At 39.6% G+C, this 14,915-nt stretch carries 13 protein-coding genes; 6 read left to right on the top strand and 7 right to left on the bottom strand.

Annotation, left to right across the window (positions count from 1 at the left end):
• Positions 1 to 51: 51 nt before the first annotated feature.
• The gene (locus ACYVIL_RS05515) at positions 52 to 615 is read left to right on the top strand and encodes a DUF2058 domain-containing protein (RefSeq protein WP_460311848.1); all 564 of its coding nucleotides are present in this window, start codon (positions 52 to 54) and stop codon (positions 613 to 615) included.
• A 46-nt stretch (positions 616 to 661) separates the two neighbouring features.
• Positions 662 to 1,117 (top strand): YaiI/YqxD family protein, encoded by a 456-nt coding sequence (locus tag ACYVIL_RS05510; protein WP_303471838.1) that lies wholly within the window; start codon positions 662 to 664, stop codon positions 1,115 to 1,117.
• Here the strand turns inward: ACYVIL_RS05510 and ACYVIL_RS05505 are convergent.
• The 5 genes from ACYVIL_RS05505 to ACYVIL_RS05485 all read right to left on the bottom strand — a co-directional run bounded on the left by ACYVIL_RS05505 (position 1,114) and on the right by ACYVIL_RS05485 (position 6,797).
• On the bottom strand, positions 1,114 to 2,358 hold the full coding sequence (locus tag ACYVIL_RS05505) for a DEAD/DEAH box helicase (RefSeq protein WP_460311847.1): 1,245 nt from the start codon (positions 2,356 to 2,358) through the stop codon (positions 1,114 to 1,116). The two genes, ACYVIL_RS05510 and ACYVIL_RS05505, sit on opposite strands and share 4 nt — an antisense overlap.
• A 184-nt stretch (positions 2,359 to 2,542) precedes the next feature.
• Complete coding sequence (locus ACYVIL_RS05500) at positions 2,543 to 3,733, bottom strand: amino acid aminotransferase (RefSeq protein ID WP_460311846.1); 1,191 nt, start codon at positions 3,731 to 3,733, stop codon at positions 2,543 to 2,545.
• An 83-nt stretch (positions 3,734 to 3,816) separates the two neighbouring features.
• Positions 3,817 to 4,584 carry an NRDE family protein gene (locus ACYVIL_RS05495; protein ID WP_460311845.1) on the bottom strand — a complete coding sequence of 256 codons (768 nt, stop codon included), beginning with the start codon at positions 4,582 to 4,584 and terminating at the stop codon, positions 3,817 to 3,819.
• Between the two features lie 3 nt (positions 4,585 to 4,587).
• On the bottom strand, positions 4,588 to 5,553 hold the full coding sequence (locus tag ACYVIL_RS05490) for an FHA domain-containing protein (protein WP_460311844.1): 966 nt from the start codon (positions 5,551 to 5,553) through the stop codon (positions 4,588 to 4,590).
• Positions 5,544 to 6,797, bottom strand: coding sequence for a S1 family peptidase (locus tag ACYVIL_RS05485; RefSeq protein WP_460311843.1), 1,254 nt, complete (start codon positions 6,795 to 6,797; stop codon positions 5,544 to 5,546). Before ACYVIL_RS05485 ends, ACYVIL_RS05490 begins: the two co-directional genes overlap by 10 nt.
• A gap of 370 nt (positions 6,798 to 7,167) precedes the next feature.
• Between ACYVIL_RS05485 and ACYVIL_RS05480 the strand changes: the two genes are divergently transcribed.
• Together ACYVIL_RS05480 and ACYVIL_RS05475 are read left to right on the top strand one after the other, a co-directional pair.
• Positions 7,168 to 7,656, top strand: a complete 489-nt coding sequence (locus ACYVIL_RS05480; protein WP_303471851.1) for a 1-acyl-sn-glycerol-3-phosphate acyltransferase — start codon at positions 7,168 to 7,170, stop codon at positions 7,654 to 7,656.
• A complete protein-coding gene (locus tag ACYVIL_RS05475) occupies positions 7,646 to 8,887 on the top strand; it encodes a cystathionine gamma-synthase family protein (protein ID WP_303471853.1) in 1,242 nt (413 codons plus the stop codon). Before ACYVIL_RS05480 ends, ACYVIL_RS05475 begins: the two co-directional genes overlap by 11 nt.
• Positions 8,888 to 9,169: 282 nt before the next feature.
• On the opposite strand, the gene ACYVIL_RS05470 is transcribed toward ACYVIL_RS05475, so the two are convergent.
• Positions 9,170 to 9,712: a glutathione peroxidase gene (locus tag ACYVIL_RS05470; protein WP_303471856.1), complete on the bottom strand. Its 543-nt coding sequence runs from the start codon at positions 9,710 to 9,712 to the stop codon at positions 9,170 to 9,172.
• A gap of 152 nt (positions 9,713 to 9,864) precedes the next feature.
• Between ACYVIL_RS05470 and ACYVIL_RS05465 the strand changes: the two genes are divergently transcribed.
• The gene (locus ACYVIL_RS05465) at positions 9,865 to 12,369 is read left to right on the top strand and encodes a S9 family peptidase (RefSeq protein ID WP_460311842.1); all 2,505 of its coding nucleotides are present in this window, start codon (positions 9,865 to 9,867) and stop codon (positions 12,367 to 12,369) included.
• Between the two features lie 13 nt (positions 12,370 to 12,382).
• Here ACYVIL_RS05465 and rrtA read toward each other — a convergent pair whose 3' ends face one another.
• Positions 12,383 to 13,039 (bottom strand): rhombosortase, encoded by a 657-nt coding sequence (rrtA, locus tag ACYVIL_RS05460; RefSeq protein ID WP_460311841.1) that lies wholly within the window; start codon positions 13,037 to 13,039, stop codon positions 12,383 to 12,385.
• A gap of 101 nt (positions 13,040 to 13,140) precedes the next feature.
• Here rrtA and ggt point away from each other — a divergent pair, with 101 nt between their 5' ends.
• The gene (gene ggt, locus ACYVIL_RS05455) at positions 13,141 to 14,889 is read left to right on the top strand and encodes a gamma-glutamyltransferase (protein WP_460311840.1); all 1,749 of its coding nucleotides are present in this window, start codon (positions 13,141 to 13,143) and stop codon (positions 14,887 to 14,889) included.
• The last annotated feature ends 26 nt before the right edge of the window (positions 14,890 to 14,915 follow it).

Raw genomic sequence — 14,915 nt, 5'->3', positions numbered from 1 at the left:
CAGTGTAATACTGCCGTTTTTATTTCTAGAATATTCAAAGAGTATTTTATTATGGCGTTATCATTACAAGAGCAATTATTGAAAGCCGGTTTAACCGATAAGAAGAAGGTTAAGCAAGCTAAGAAAGAAAAGCATAAACAGGTAAAACAACAACAAAAACATAAAGTTGTAAATAAAAATGAATCGCAAATTGCGGCGCAAAATGCACTTCGTGAAAAGCAAGAAAAAGACCGAAAGTTGAATCAGGAAGCCAAGGCCTTAGCCGAATCCAAAGCGGTAAAAGCGCAGATCAAGCAGTTGATAGAACTGAATAAACAAACCAAGGATAACGGTGATATTCCGTGTAATTTTACCCACGATAATATTATTAAACGTCTGTATGTGAATCAACAAACCCGCAATCGAATTAGCCAAGGTAAATTAGCCATAGTGGTGCTTGATGGTGCATATGAAATTGTGCCTATGCCAGTTGCCGATAAGATTAGTTTACGTGATAAAAATGCGGTGGTTTATCGGGCCGATGCCGCCGAGCAAGCGGAAGCTAAATCAACAAGCACGGCAGAAGAAGATGAATGGTATGCCGATTATGAAATTCCAGATGATTTAGTATGGTAAGTCCGTTAACTATACGATTTATATTCTTTTCGAGGAGCGTTACAGTTTGAAGATTTGGGTTGATGCAGACGCTTGTCCGAACGTAATAAAAGATATTTTATTTAAGGCTGCACAACGCACTGGCGTAGAAATGACGTTAGTGGCGAATCAGTTTATTCGAGTGCCTGGCAATAAAAACATTACATCATTACAGGTATCTTCCGGTTTTGATGTAGCCGACGATGAGATTGTTGCGCGCTGTGAAGCCGGTGATCTAGTCATTACTAGCGATATTCCACTCGCGGCCGAAGTGATTGAAAAGGGGTGTAACGCCTTAAGTCCTAGGGGAGAGTTGATGGACAAAGAAAATGTTCGCTCACGCCTAAATATTCGCGATTTTATGGACACCATGCGCGCCAGTGGGGTAAACACTGGCGGGCCTCCTGCTTTAAATCAAACTGACAGACAAAACTTTGCTAATCATTTGGATCGGTTGTTAACCCAGTTTCACCGTTCAAGTTAATTTTGCGGTTTTGTTTGGGGGGCCGAGGCAGGTTTTCTAGGTCTTCTTGGTTTTTTAGGTCTGGGTGCCTTTTTCGGCTGTGGTTTCGCTGGCGTTTCTGATAATTTCTCAGTTGGTTCGAATCCCTTCACTTCAATACGATTGATTTTTTCACCAATTACACGCTCAATATCTTTGAGTAATTTAACATCTTCAACCGTCACTAGTGATACAGCATGACCTGTTGCTCCAGCACGACCTGTTCGTCCAATACGATGCACATAATCTTCAGCTACATGGGGGAGATCATAGTTTATGACAAAAGGAAGTTGATGGATGTCTAACCCTCTGGCTGCAATATCTGTTGCAACCAACACTTGGATCTTTGATGACTTAAATTCTGCTAACGCCTTGGTACGAGCTCCCTGGCTTTTATTACCATGAATCGCAGATGATACAATGCCTTTGGCCGTTAATTGCTTGGCAAGGCGGTTAGCGCCGTGTTTAGTGCGACTAAACACCAATACCTGATCCATATTTTGTTGCTTGATAATGTGAGATAGCAGTGCCGACTTTTTACTTTTATCAACGGGGTGAACACATTGTTCAACTTTATCGGCAGTTTTGTTGGCTGGGGCCACAGAAATTTCTACCGGATTGTTGACAATGTTTTTAGCAAGTTCACGGATTTGCGTTGAAAATGTTGCAGAAAACAATAGGTTTTGACGTTTAGGGGGTAGTAACTTCATTACCCGCTTGATATCGTGAATGAACCCCATGTCTAGCATGCGATCCGCTTCATCCAGCACTAATATTTGCAAGTTATCAAACTTAACCGCTTTTTGGTTATATAAATCCAATAAACGTCCAGGTGTGGCAACTAGAATATCGACACCTTTGCGCAAAGACATCATTTGTGGATTAATACTCACCCCACCAAATACCACTGTATGTCTAATATTTAAGTTTTTACTGTAGGCTGTTACATTATCTGCTATCTGTGCCGCTAGCTCTCTAGTCGGGGTTAAGACTAAGGCGTTGACTTGATTTGCTTTAGGACGGGGTTGATGACTAAGTTTTTCTAAAATAGGTAGTACAAAGCCAGCTGTTTTACCTGTTCCTGTCTGGGCGGCCGCCATTACATCTTTATTGTCTAAAATAGCGGGGATGGCTTGTGCTTGAATTGGGGTAGGCTCATTGTAGCCTTTTTCAATTAAGGCATTAGCAATGTTTTGGCCTAAACCAAGGGAATTAAAATTCATTAAAGTTTCTCTATTAAGTAAAATACGGTGATATGTTCATTGCTTAATATCTAAGTATTAAACGCAAGAAAATACAAATAATTTGAGCCATGATACTTTGATATGTTTGTGTTTATTCACATTAAGGCATATTGGCTAACAAGAGGAGAAATGCGCCCAACACTGAGCGCATTTTGAAGAGTGCTTATAAAACATCTACCAAAGCGGTAGCTAACGCATCGACATTTTTTAAACTAATACCAGCTATGTTGACTCGACTTGAATCCACAAAGTATACACTATGTTTGGCTCTAATAGCTTTAACTTGTTCAGGACTGATACATAAATAAGAAAACATGCCTTTTTGTTGAGTGACAAAACTAAAGTCTTTTGTCGCGCCTTTCTCGGCCAGTTTGGCAACTAATAACTGTCTTAAAGACTGCATACGGGCACGCATATCTTCAACTTCGCCTTGCCATTCTGTTTTCAACAAAGGATCGTTTAATACGATATCTACCAAGGCACCACCGTAGGAAGGAGGCATTGAGTAAATAGCTCTAGCAATGGATTGAATTTGCGTTTGCACAATTTGTCTAGTTGCACTGCTGTTGGTTACAGATACCGCAAGACCAACACGTTCACGATACAAACCAAAGTTTTTGGAGCAAGATGCAGCAATAATGACTTCAGGTAGGTTTGTAGTTAATAGGCGAACCCCATAAGCATCATCTTCGAGACCATCACCAAACCCTTGGTAGGCCACATCGATAAAAGGAATAAAACCTTGTTGTTGCGCTATTTCCAGTACAGTTTGCCATTGTTCTTTAGTCAAATCCGCACCTGTTGGGTTATGGCAGCAACCATGCAACAACACAACATCGCCTTTTTTAACTTGTTTTAAGCAGTCAGCCATTTCATCAAACTTTATGTTTGCGGTTGCCTTATCAAAATACGGATAGGTTTCAATATTTAAACCAGCGCTGCCGATTAAGGGGATATGATTTGCCCAAGTAGGATCACTCACCCAAACTGTCGTGTCAGCATTACAACGTTTAAGTAATTCAGAAAGTACTCTTAACGCACCGCATCCTCCAGGAGCTTGAACGGCCGCTACACGGTCTTCAATCACTGCAGGGTGACCTTTACCCAAAAGCAGTTCCAACATGCCATTAATATAACCCTGCACGCCTTGGGGTGTGATGTAGGTTTTTGAGGTTTCTTGGGCTAAAAGTATTTTTTGCGCTTTTGCAATAGAACTAAGTATTGGCGTATTACCGTTTTCATCTTTATATACGCCGACACCTAAATCAATCTTGTTAGGATTCGGATCTTCACGATAAGCAGCAGACAGACCTAGAATAGGATCGGCGGGTAATTTCGGTAACACTTCTAACACAGCAATTCCTCAATAAATAACGGGCGAAAAAAACAAGCCGCTATTATGCCAGTAATTAGAGATATTTCGAGTAATATATGAGCTTATTGAATGTTAAATTGAAACTCTCGTTGCTGGACGTTAGTTCCTGCTGGATCGAATGTGTGTTCTAGCCATGTTACCTGCTTGTTTTTATTCACTAATAACAGGGTGGAAGAGCGAGTGCCATATTCAGGAGATTGGATGAATATGGACGATAATCGGCGCTCCCAATCAATTGGAACCCCCGTCTTTGGGAGCTGTTCGTCTTTTGCTTTGGTTTGATCAAGTAGAATTTCAAACAATCTATCGGTATCAATCGTTTTAGCCTGTTGGCAGTGTTCTCTTAGCTTATCCACACCTTGGTTTATTTTAGGCCAGGGGCTATCCAAATCTGCATTTGATAATCCATACACTCCTGAGCCTAAGCGATTCACATTATCGGTGTGATTATTGTAAACAAAAAGGTCGTTCCATTTTCCAAATAACAGATTATAACCATTGTATTGCTGTTTGCTTTGCCGCAATTTGCTTAAATAGTCCTGGGGGTTATTTTGCTCAATCAAAAATTCACTTACCAAATACCCCCTTGAAATAGCATTACTTAGCAGTTTTTGAGGATCTCGCACATTGGTTAATGCGCAAATACGGCCATGCAAATTTGCGCCCATCCAAGTCCCACCCGCTTCCAAATCTCGCCCTGCTAATAGCTTAGGGTGTGCTTGCCAGAACTCAGATTGAGCAGTAGGGCGTTGATGAAACTCATCCCGATTAGCCGCGATTATTAACGGATAGTCAGGATGCTGTTCCACAGCGATAAAAAGAATGCACATTAGTTATTTGTTGTCCTTTTCAACTTCTTGCTTTAAACCTTCAATTAAATTTTCGGACCTCTCTACAAACGCTTCTGTACTTTCAGGCGCTGTGATCCTAAAAATAGGAGACAGCACTTGTGAAGTGTAGCGGGGCGCTGCAACGAAATTTTGGGTATTGAAAAAGTGTGGAGCTAAAACGTACATGGCTAATAAAGCCGTTCCTGCAATGCTAATACCATTGCGCATAGCCCTTGATTGATGGAAAGCTATAAACAACGTAAACCACAAGAATGCGAAGAACAAGATCCCTTTTAACAACAATATGAACCAATAAATAAATTGCACAGAACTTAAGTTAAACTGCAATAGCGCCTGTAAATAACTCATTAATTCGTGACAAATTAAAAACAGCCAGAGCAAATTAAATTGAGTTACGATGTGGGCATCTTTTTTCGCCAAAATGGATAACAACGCAAAACATAGAGGCCAAATGCAGGCTACTGCTGTGGCGCTTAAACTCACTTTCATAATTTGCGAAATATTGACTTCAACAATACTATTAAAATAGAAGTTAGCGGATACAAGCCCTATAAAGATAAAGGCTAAAAGTGCGCATATTCTGCGCATTGAAAGCCATTCCATTTTTTCTTCTAGTTTACTTAAAATCACGGCAGGTGCGACGTTTTGACTATCTTTGAATATTCTAAGTCGTGTTCGGCCTATGGTAACGATATCGTCAAAACCTATTAAGGCGTTTTTACCCGATATTCCATTGATTTTGACGCCATTTAATGAATCAACATCATTTAAGATGAGTGTATTACTATCGTCTTGTGAACTAACAGATAAGTGGCTAGGTTCCACATAGGGGTCGTCTATGCGTACATCATTATCGTAGGCTCTGCCAATGGAAATAGTCTCTTTCTCGAAAGCTTGGTAGCTTAAAACTTTGCCGCTTCTCGACAGTACTTCAACAACTATTGCCATGACATGGAATCCATAAATTGATTAGAAAATTGTTTCATAGAATCAGCACTTACTCCTGCAAGCGTGAAATGGCTAATTAAACTTCCATCTGAAAAATCATTACTGGCGGAGATAAATAAAACATCATACAAATCATCAAAGTCTTTATAAGCGCGAGCACACAAAATACTTTTCTGCGAAACTTGGTGTTGGTTGGATACGATATCTTGTTGGCAACGATAATTTGTCACATCGTTTTTACCCGCTTGGTTTCCAGGGCGCGTAAAGGCAATTTTTTGAGTCAGAAAGTTGTGAAATTGAAAGGTGTTGAGTTGTTCGCTAGTGAGCCACTCGAATTCAATTTCAATTTCTCCAGTTTGTAATCTACCGTTTAAAAAGATGGCTTCACCAATTCGGCAGCGACTGGAGACGGATAAAAATTTCACATCCTTTTCACTGGCATTTGAGCCTCCCCAGCAAGATATAAAGTCGGATATTTTTTCAGGGACACTGGCTTTACCTAAAGGGGCGTGGGACCAAGGGGTGGATAAAATCTGAGCAATCATTTTCCCTTGGTTTTGTTGCAATTGTTTTTGTATGTGCGATTTGTAATCTTGTGCATCAATTTGTTGTTGTGAATAAAACAGCGCTTTTACTTTCGGCAAAGGGATTAAGAAACCTATTTGATTGCCTGCTGTGGCCACATTAACGCCAACGATTTGACCCAAGCCATTGACCGCCGGACCACCACTCATTCCAGGGTTAATTGAACCGGTAAAATGAATTCGTTGGTAAAAACTATTCTTTTTTAATCCATTGTAGGTGCCAGGCACGACTATCATACCTAAATCATGTGGGTTGCCTAATGAATATATATTTGAGCCTTGCAATGGTAAGTTATCTGCTAGCTTAAAGGGTAAGCCGCTGGTTTGTGCAGGATCAATTTGCAACAAGGATAAATCGTTAATTACATCAAAGTTTTTAAGCTGCAAATTACCGGTATTACCATCTGCATCTAAATACTGAATGCGGTATTTATCGGGAAAGTAAACAAAGTCAGATATCACGTGATAATTGGAAATAATATCTCCGTTTTCACTCACTCTAAATCCGGAACCAATTGACGATTTGTTTCCAGACTCTTTATCAATCATTTGAATTTGATATAAAGAGCTTCGATATTGGCTAAACAGGTTTTGCGCTGTTTGTTGGCTAAAAGTATGTTGGCTATATAGTAAAGATATAAAAATTATAATTCTTAGCACTAAAAATCCCATTAAAATACTGACGATGGTAACAAGGGGTTATTTGAGACCGGTTTTCATACAACTTAGATTGGTAAACTACGGTTTTAGGTAAAATAATAAGAGTGATTATTTTTCCATGGTTATTTACTTGACCCTAGAAGTTATAAAAAGTTGCAAACCCGTTCGTTTGTCTAATCCGAGTGTATAATAAGAGAATCTGAACGCAAATAATATTGTAAATATTATTAATTCATTACAACAGGATATAAAACTGAAACTTTCTGCAAATATACCAAGATTAGGAAATGCCTTAAGTGAGAGTTTAGGCTGCATTATTTTAAAAATATTGGGATGGAAATTTGAAGGGGAGTTTCCTGAACAAAGTAAAATGGTAATTGCAGTAGCTCCCCATACCTCAAACTGGGATTTCGTGATTGGCATGGCTGCGGTATTTCGTTTACGACTCAAAATCTCATTTTTTGGCAAGCATAGTATTTTTGTTCCTCCTTTCAAATCTTTACTGATCCGATGGGGAGGCATACCCATTGAACGGTCTCAATCCCATGGTGTCGTCAATCAAATGATTGATAAAATTAAACAAAAGGATAAAATACTATTAGCTGTTGCCCCTGAGGGTACTCGTAGCAAAATTTATCCTTGGAAAAGTGGTTTTTTACATATTGCTAAACAAGCGAATATTCCGGTGTTTTTAATTGGCCTAGACTATCGCCGTAAATCCATCGTTTTAGGTCCTATTTTTCATCCTAAAGAAGATAACTCTTTAGAAATGCAAAAAGTTTATGCGTTTTATGCTAAAGTGCACGCAAAATTTCCTTCCCAGGTAGCCTTTCCCGCGGAGAGTTCGATTGAAAGATAAAGGTTTTACAACACGACTTGTGCATGCTGACCGCATGTTTAACAAGCCCCAAGATGGTTCTGTTCATTCACCCACAAGTAATTCAGTCCTTTTTGAGTACCAAGACGTCAATGATTTAGTCGAGGTGTTTCAAGGTAAGAAGCTTGGGCATGTATACGGACGCTCATCTTCTTCCTCTAATGCAGCTTTGCAAAATATATTGGCTGATATTGAAGGCGGTGTGGCAGCTGTCACTTTTGCCACAGGCATGGCAGCTATTTCTTCTATGTTTTTTGCATTATTGAAGCAAAACGACCACATTATTGTTAGCCAATTTTTATTCGGCAATACCAGCAGTTTAATGGTCACATTAGAAAACTTAGGTATTCAAATAAGCTATGTGGATAGCACTAATATCAATTCCATTGCTAAAGAATTGAAAGACAATACGCGAATGGTATTCACTGAAACTATTGCAAATCCAGTGACTCAGGTTGCTGATTTACAGGCCATTGGTGAGTTTTGTGAAGCAAACAAGCTTTTGTTTGTTATTGATAATACCATGACACCTGGTTTTATTTTCGATGCCAAAACAGTCAAAGCATCCTTAACGGTTACGTCATTAACTAAATACATCGCTGGCCATGGCAATGTTTTAGGTGGTGCTGTGGTGGATACTGGGGTTTATGATTGGTCTGAATATCCAAATATTTTTGACTTGTACCGTGTGGGTGATCCAGCCACATGGGGTATGACCCAAATTCGTAAGAAAGGTTTACGTGATTTAGGGGCAACTTTATCTCCGCAGTCGGCACAACAAATATCCATAGGCTTAGAAACCCTGGCTTTACGGCTCAACAAAACCTGTGAAAATGCACTGAGGTTAGCCACTTACTTGCATGGTCACGAAAAAGTGGCCAATGTTTACTATCCTGGGCTCGCTGATCATCCCCAACACTATATTGCCAGAGAACTGTTTAAAGGTAATTACGGCGGAATTTTTAGCATGGATTTATCCCCGGGGCTAGATGTACACAAGTTTATAAATTCACTCAATACAGTGGTAATTGCTACTCACCTTGGGGATACACGCACATTATGTTTGCCGGTAGCGTCTACTATCTTTTATGAAAACGGTGCCGAGCAGCGTGCGCAAATGGGGATCAACGAAAGCATGATACGATTTTCGGTAGGCATTGAAGATATCGACGATATTGTGGCTGACTTTGAGCAAGCCTTTGCACAAATTTAATGGGAGTGATTAGCCGCACTGTTTATTCTCGAAGGTGTATTAATAAAAATATCACCCAAAAATTCACTAAAATTCAATCACTTGAATAGATACTTTGAAATAATTTAAAATTTTATGAACTAATAGTATTTAGCATTGACTAATAATTAGTTGTAAAGATGTTTTATTGCTAATAAGAGTAAAACATTTCATTGTGTGTTCCAAGTGATGTGTGTTTATAGCCCCGTTTATCGGGGCTTTTTTTTGCTTTCGAATTCAAACTATCTATTTCAAAGTCAGTTATTAACGGGCTATTGCGTCTAGAATATCTTTCCTAAACTCTTTATCTGAAGGTTTGATGGAGGATTTATATGCGTTTACCACCTCACCATTTTTATCAACCAAATATTTATAAAAATTCCAACCTGGTTCAATACCACTTTGTTTGCTTAACTTGCGGAATAAGGGATCGGCGTTTTTGCCTTTTACGTTTGTTACCTCAAACATGGGAAATTCCACACCATAGGTTAATTCACACAACTCAGCGGTTTGACTTTCATCACTAAATTCTTGTTTAAAATCATGGGAAGGAAAACCTAGAACTACAAAATCTTTATCTTTAAGTTCACTATATAAGGCTTCAAGGCCTTCAAATTGAGGGGTATACCCACATTTACTTGCGGTGTTAACAATTAGCAGGGTCTTTCCACGATACTCTTTGCACATGTTAACCGTTTCTTGTGAGTTCAGTTTGCGTTTCATAAACTTTAAAACATCTGGGCATTCATTTGCTGATGTGAATAGGGGGGTGAATACTAAACTGCAAAGTAAGACTAATTTTTTCATGAAAACTCCATTGATATGACGATCTACTATTTGGCATGTAAACGTTACTATCTTCAAAAAGCAATTTTAGATCATTTGTTTACCTAAATAAGCTCATGGGTTTTAATACCATCCTAGGTTCTAACGACTATAACAAAAGCAGAGACTCAAAAATGCAAAAAAGCTTTAAACTGCTCATTATTTCAACTTTTACGTCTAGTTTACTTGCCTGTTCTGGGCTGCAAACTTCGGAAACTCCTCCTGAATCTAATTTAGTACAAGAAAATAGTGTCAGTACTATAATCCAGCAAAGAGTAAAACAAAAAGCGCCATACCTCGGTGATAACAATGAAACGCTTACGTTAAAGAAAATAATGGCGGATCCTGATTGGATCGGAAGACAACCGGAATCTCCTTATTGGTCACTTAACGGCGAAAGTTATTTTTATTCTCAGAAACGAGAAGGGTCAGTGGTACGAGACTTGTATCAACAATCACTGACATCAAACACGGCGACGTTAGTCCCTTTGGCTGATTACCACCAGGTTTCCTATCAAGATAAGGTGTTTAATCAAGGTCGAACGATAACGGCTTGGTTATTTGAACAAAATATTTATATACAAGACCTTCAGTCTGGAAAGGTGACTCAACTCACCCGCAGTGATCAATATAGAAGTAATTTACAGTTTCTGGTTGATGGTAGGTTAAGTTATCGTAGTTACAACAAAATATTTGCCATAGATACAACCTCAGGCATAACAGAACAATTGGTCAGCTGGGAATTTAAAGAGGCTCCGAGTGCCAACGAAGCGGCTAAAGATTACATTGCTCAAGAGCAATTGAAGTTAATTGCGGTGCTAAATGATCGTCGAACACGTACTCAAGATAAGTTTGACTTCAACGCACAAATTTCAAAACAGAATCACACAACCACTCCCGAACCTTTTTATCTCCCTAAAGATCATAAAACCGCTTCGGCCAGTCTGTCTCCTAACGGCAGATACCTAATAGTAGCCATTGAAAAAGATACCCCAAGCAGAAGTAAAGGCGACATTATGCCTAATTACATCAAAGACAACGGGCGTATTAAGGCTGAGAAAGTGAGACGTCGGGTTGCGGACGCTAAGCCAGAAAGTCAATATCTGTGGCTACTCGATTTACAAAGCGGCGCGCAGAACAAACTTTCATATCAAAATTTACCCGGTTATAACGAAGACGTATTAGCTTCTGTTAAACAAGAAAATGCTGAAGCAAAAGGGGAGACCTATGAAAGCAACCGTCTGCCAAGGGATATCGCATTGTTGCAAGATTGGGATTGGGATCAAAGTGCGATACAGTGGCAAAGAAATGGCGAAAACGTCGCCATTATGTTGGAAGCCTGGGACAATAAAGATCGTTGGTTAGCCACAGTCGATTTCAACAATCACACTTTCGTTACCCAAGATAGACTGCATGACGATGCCTGGATTAATTATAACTTTAATAGTTTTGGTTGGTTAAATCAGTCTACAACCCTGTATTTTCTGTCTGAAAAAACTGGTTACTCTCACCTTTACTTGAAATCCTTAAATGCTGCAGCCAAACAACTTACCCGTGGTGAGTATGAGGTGGGTTCATTAACCTTAAGTACAAACGATGAGTATATTTACTTTAAAGCAAATAAAAAACATCCCGGTATTTATGAGATTTATCGCATTGATTTAAACAGTGGTGATATAGAAGCTTTAACCGATTTGAATGGCGTAACCGACTACGTACTTAATGATCAGCAAACTAGTTTATTGTTAACCCACTCAAAGTTAACCATGCCGCCAGAACTTTTTGTTAAATCAATTGGCACCGAAAGCTCAGCTGAGCAGGTTACATTCACCACCAGCGACGCATTTAAACAAATTAACTGGTCAATTCCAGAAATTGTGCCGATAAAATCTTCCCACGTAGCACAACCTATTTATGCCCGTTTATACGTGCCTGAAAATGTCGCAGAAGGTGATAAAAAGCGTGCAGTTATCTTTAATCACGGCGCAGGTTATTTACAAAACTCCCATTTGGGATGGTCTGCATATTTTCGTGAGTTTATGTTTCACAGTTTGCTGGTTCAACGAGGTTATGTGGTGCTAGATATGGATTATCGTGCTTCAGCAGGATATGGCAGGGATTGGCGTACGGCAATATACAGACACATGGGGAAACCTGAAATTGAAGATTTAGTGGATGGCGTTAATTGGATGGTAAATAACGTTAACGTGGATAGAAATAGGATAGGGACTTATGGCGGATCATACGGTGGTTTTATGACGTTTATGGCACTTTTCACTGAGCCAGATCTATTCCAAGCCGGTGCGGCATTGCGTCCTGTATCTGATTGGGCCCACTATAACCATCCGTACACCTCAAATATTCTTAATACCCCTGATGTAGATCCCATTGCCTATGAGCGCAGTTCTCCCATCTATTTTGCTGAAGGTCTTGAAAAGCCCTTGCTTATAAATGCTCCTATGGTGGATTCAAATGTGTTTTTTGTTGATACGGTACGTTTAGTTCAACGTTTGATTGAGTTAGAAAAACAGGACTTTGAAACCGCTATTTATCCAGTTGAATCCCATGGTTTTATTGAACCAAGTTCGTGGTTAGATGAATACCGCAGGATCTATAAATTATTTGAAGAAAACTTGTAAGCTTATCAATGCACTATTTGCCTCGGTGATCCTGAGGCAAATAGTTACCTTTGACTAAGTTCAGAACTATACAGCCTAGCCCAGCCACAGCACCATATAAATGGGCATCAACCGCCACATTTGCTGCAATCAGATCCTTAATCATTTGGTCTGCCCCATAAAGTTGTTCATAGCTCACTTTTAACCAAACCCCAAACATTAACAGCCAGCCAAACTTTACTTTGTTACGGATATCTAAATACGCTCCGTAAACAAAAATGCCATGTAAAGTTCCAGAAAGACCTGCATACCAAAGCAAATTGTTTGAAAACAGGTAAATACCAATAGTTACGCCTATACTTAGAAGCACAATGTTAATGAGATAGTTTTTTACATTGTAGTATTGACCATGGACTGCCCAAAGTAATGTGACGCCGGTTAAATTAAGCAGCAAATGGTTTGTATTGGTGTGCACAAAATTGGCGGTAAGAAATTGCCAAAGGTAACCTTTGGCAACTAAGTCTCGCTGGAAGGCGAAATATTCTGAGGCGGTAGGTTCAAATAACCACAACAAACAACAGATAAGCATAATTAAAATAGGCCCGGTTATTTGTTGTTGTTTTAACGGTAAATTTAACAAGTTGCCAACACAATATTTATAAAAAGTAATGAACACCTTAACTAAATCCATGATTTATCACAAGAATGCTTTAATAAACAGATTTTCGGTTGCATCCAATTCTAGGGATAGTTATCTTTCTAACATCCCTTAGCCGTTTAGTGAGTTAGTCTGTGAAGTTATTGTATAAAGTTGTGTTTGTCTTTTGTTTAATCTCGTTTAATCAAGTTAATGGGAAACAAACGACTAGGGAAGATCGCGAGCCAGAGGCCGCAACGGGCGTAAGTCAGAAAAAGGCACGGATTGCCCAAGAATACATGGTGGTATCTGCCAACCCATATGCATCTTGGGCGGGTAAAAATATTATTAATAATGGCGGCAGTGCCATTGACGCTGCCATTGCTGTTCAAGCCATGTTGACCTTAGTTGAGCCTCAATCTTCCGGTATTGGTGGCGGAAATTTCATTTTATATTGGGATAATAAGGCTAAAAAGTTACATACCTTTGACGGTCGTGAAACCGCTCCATCAAAAGCAAACGCCTATTTATTTGTACAAGACGGCAAACCGATGAAATGGCGAGATGCAGTGGTAGGAGGGCGTTCTGTTGGGGTTCCTGGGGCCTTAAAAGCGCTCGAAAAAGCCCATTCACAATTTGGCAAGCTACCCTGGAATGCGCTGTTTAAGGATACGATTAATACGGCTGAAAAAGGGTTTACTGTTTCCCCTCGTTTAGAAAAATTGCTTTCCTTAAAATTTCATCCTGGACTAGAGGCATTTTTGATCCCCAAGACCTATTTTTATCCTAATGGAATTGAGTTAAAACAGGGAACCAATAAAACGAATGTTAAACTCTCTAACGTATTCAAAAAGATTTCACAACAAGGCGCGGACTACCTTTATAAGGGAGAATTAGCAGATAAAATCGCTAAAACTGTGCAGTTTTCCACTATTAACCCTGGTGCGTTAAGCGTTGAAGATCTTGAAAATTATCAAGCTAAAGAGCGCGATCCAATTTGTGGTTGGTATCGTAAATACAAGGTTTGCGGTATGGCTCCTCCTAGTTCAGGTGGAATAAGTGTATTGCAAATACTTAAAATGCTTGAAGATTATGATATGGCTAAGATGGGACCGGATTCAGTAGAGTCTATTCATATTTTCACCCAAGCATCCAGACTCGCTTATGCTGATCGGGATAAATATATCGCTGACAGTGACTTTGTGCAGCTTCCTTTTGCCGCGTTAATCAATCAAACCTATCTTTCTGATCGTGCTGAGTTAATCCAAGCGGAAAAGGACATGGGTAAAGCCATGCCCGGAGAGCCCCATATTAATGCATCTTTGATTGGCATGGATACCTCCTTTGAATTACCCAATACCAGTCATGTTTCTATAGTTGATAAGGAAGGGAATGCACTAGCAATGACCACCAGTATCGAATTTGGTTTTGGCTCAGGATTAATGGTAGAAGGATTTTTGCTAAATAATCAATTAACCGACTTTTCATTGAACCCAAGTCCTAATGGTCAGCCAGCCCTTAATCGAGTCGAGCCAAACAAACGCCCACGCAGCGCCATGAGTCCAACGATGGTATTTGATGAAAATGGTCAGTTGCTATTAGTGGTGGGCTCGCCCGGCGGAAGTCGAATTGTCAGTTATGTCGCACAGACTATCGTAGGCGTAGTGGATTGGGGCTTAGATATTCAAGAAGCCATCAATTTACCCAAAGTGACCAATCGAAATGATTATACTGCCCTTGAAAAAGGGACGAGTGCTGAAAAATGGGCAGATCAACTAACTGCCATGGGTCATCAGGTGAAGGTTATCGATTTAAATAGTGGTCTGCATGGCATTCAATTTAAAAACGGCAAAATAATTGGTGGTGCGGATCCTAGAAGAGAAGGGGTTGCCGTTGGCGATTAGCGTCTCTGCTAGGCCTATTTGTTAAT

This window comes from Aliiglaciecola aliphaticivorans, from assembly GCF_054782055.1.
This window is presented reverse-complemented; position numbering and strand designations above follow the sequence as displayed.

Bases quoted from the DNA above. Each gene is read 5' to 3' on its own strand.
- ACYVIL_RS05515 (WP_460311848.1), top strand. From the start codon at position 52: ATGGCGTTATCATTACAAGAGCAATTATTGAAAGCCGGTTTAACCGAT.
- ACYVIL_RS05465 (WP_460311842.1), top strand. From the start codon at position 9,865: ATGCAAAAAAGCTTTAAACTGCTCATTATTTCAACTTTTACGTCTAGT.
- ACYVIL_RS05470 (WP_303471856.1), bottom strand. From the start codon at position 9,712: ATGAAAAAATTAGTCTTACTTTGCAGTTTAGTATTCACCCCCCTATTC.
- ACYVIL_RS05490 (WP_460311844.1), bottom strand. From the start codon at position 5,553: ATGGCAATAGTTGTTGAAGTACTGTCGAGAAGCGGCAAAGTTTTAAGC.
- ACYVIL_RS05480 (WP_303471851.1), top strand. From the start codon at position 7,168: ATGGTAATTGCAGTAGCTCCCCATACCTCAAACTGGGATTTCGTGATT.
- rrtA (WP_460311841.1), bottom strand. From the start codon at position 13,039: ATGGATTTAGTTAAGGTGTTCATTACTTTTTATAAATATTGTGTTGGC.
- ACYVIL_RS05495 (WP_460311845.1), bottom strand. From the start codon at position 4,584: ATGTGCATTCTTTTTATCGCTGTGGAACAGCATCCTGACTATCCGTTA.
- ACYVIL_RS05505 (WP_460311847.1), bottom strand. From the start codon at position 2,358: ATGAATTTTAATTCCCTTGGTTTAGGCCAAAACATTGCTAATGCCTTA.